The sequence below is a fragment of the Mesorhizobium sp. M0152 genome (assembly GCF_040322415.1).
In the GTDB taxonomy this organism is placed as follows: Bacteria; Pseudomonadota; Alphaproteobacteria; order Rhizobiales; family Rhizobiaceae; genus Mesorhizobium.
This window is the reverse complement of record NZ_JAMYTH010000108.1, coordinates 1-1756: the sequence shown is the minus strand read 5'-3', so window position 1 is coordinate 1756 and position 1756 is coordinate 1. Positions and strand designations below refer to the sequence as shown.

Below are 1756 nucleotides of genomic sequence, written 5' to 3'. Positions count from 1 at the left end.
AGCGGACAAGAACACGCCGCGGCGCCCTACGCCGGAGGCAGTGGGTCGATGCTGGGTGCCTCGGTGCTGCAGCCGGGTCACTCAACGGCGCGCGATTCGTCAGTGGTTGATCTGAATCCCCCCGCACCGTCCGAGTTGCGTGACCCTGCTCGTTCTGTGCCGGCGGCGGTGCAGCCAGATCCTCCAATAGGGGTCTCCGGTCCCGACAAGCGTCCTCTTTATTCCAACGATGCGACCGTTGTCGAAGGGCTGAGGTCAGCATTGGAGAGCACGGTCAAGCGCCATGTAAATTCTCTTCTCGGCTTTGGTCGTTGGCTCTTTGATAATAACAGGCCGGGATTTGCTGCTCGGCTTCACGAGGAGTCGCTGGATCCGGATCTCAAGGAGTACGAGAGCAAGAGTGGCTCCTCGGACGTGGCTAGAGCAGTGGGTCATCTCAAGACGTGGGCGGGCGGAGCGCCAGTGCTGGACCGCGCCGCTGTCCTGAATAATCCCGACCCTGCCGACGCCGCGCTCATCAGAGATTACACAGCGGCTCCCATCAAAGAGTACAAGGCAGCGCCGACCGGGCCGAATCCCGCTACCATTCAGACCTATGGATCTGCTCCTAGACGTTTCAGTGAATACCTGGTTGAAAACAAAAAGCCGGGGATTGCGGCTCGGCTTCACGAGGGGTCGCTGGATGAAGATGCCAAGCGCTATAACAACTCCGGTGGGATCAGTGCACTAGCTCATCTCCGGAAGTCCGAACTCGGGCGCGAGCTCCCTGGGAAAGCTAATGAAGACGACGCTGTTCTGCCATTGTCTTTCGTGCCAACTGGGCCCCATCACCAAGCCTCGGATCCCGCAGGGTCCTTTCGTCCCCTGATCTGGCGCGACGGCGACCAGCGCGCGCCGGACGAGCGGATCGCTGCACAGGACAGGAGCAACCAGCTATCAAGCGAGGAGGTCCTCATCAACCGTGAGCATGATACAGCGGAGTTGAGACCAGCGAAGAGGCAAAGGCCCCTGAACAGTCGTCTGCAGGACGTTGCCACTGAGCCGCAGCTGAGCGAGATCGGCAATTCAGGCGCTCGCGTGCTGATGCAGGCCCCCACCCATCAAGTGGGTGCATTGCCATGGGAAGCGCAGCCCATGATGCAAGGGAGCGGACAAGAACACGCCGCGGCGCCGTATGCCGGAGGCAGTGGGTCGATGCTGGGTGCCTCGGTGCTGCAGCCGGGTCACTCAACGGCGCGCCATCATCATGCGCCGGATTCGTCAGTGGTTGATCTGAATCCCCCCGCACCGTCCGAGTTGCGTGACCATGCTCGTTCTGTGCCGGCGGCGGTGCAGCCAGATCCTCCAATAGGGGTCTCCGGTCGCGACAAGGGTCCCCTCTATTCCAACGATGCGACCGTTGTCGAAGGGCTGAGGTCAGCTTACGCGGGTAAGGTCAAGGAGAGCACGGTCAAGCGCCATGTAAATTCTCTTCTCGGCTTTGGTCGTTGGCTCTTTGACAATAACAGGCCGGGATTTGCTGCTCGGCTTGACGAATCGTCGCTGGATCAGGATCGCAAGGAGTACGAGAGCAGGGGTGGCCCCTCGGAGTACGAGAGCAGGGGTGGCCCCTCGATCGTGGCTAGAGCACTGGGTCGTCTCAAGACGTTGGCGGGCGGAGCGCCAGTGGTCGACCGCCCTGTCCGGAATCCCTACCCTGCCGACGCCGCGCTCATCAGAGATTACACAGCGGCTCTCATCAAAGAGTACAAAGAAG

Annotated in this window: 1 pseudogene; it reads left to right on the top strand. The window is 61.0% G+C overall.

What is annotated here, in order from left to right:
- Nucleotides 1-102: 102 nt before the first annotated feature.
- Nucleotides 103-1756, top strand: a pseudogene (locus tag NKJ26_RS33300) (hypothetical protein); the annotation flags it as partial.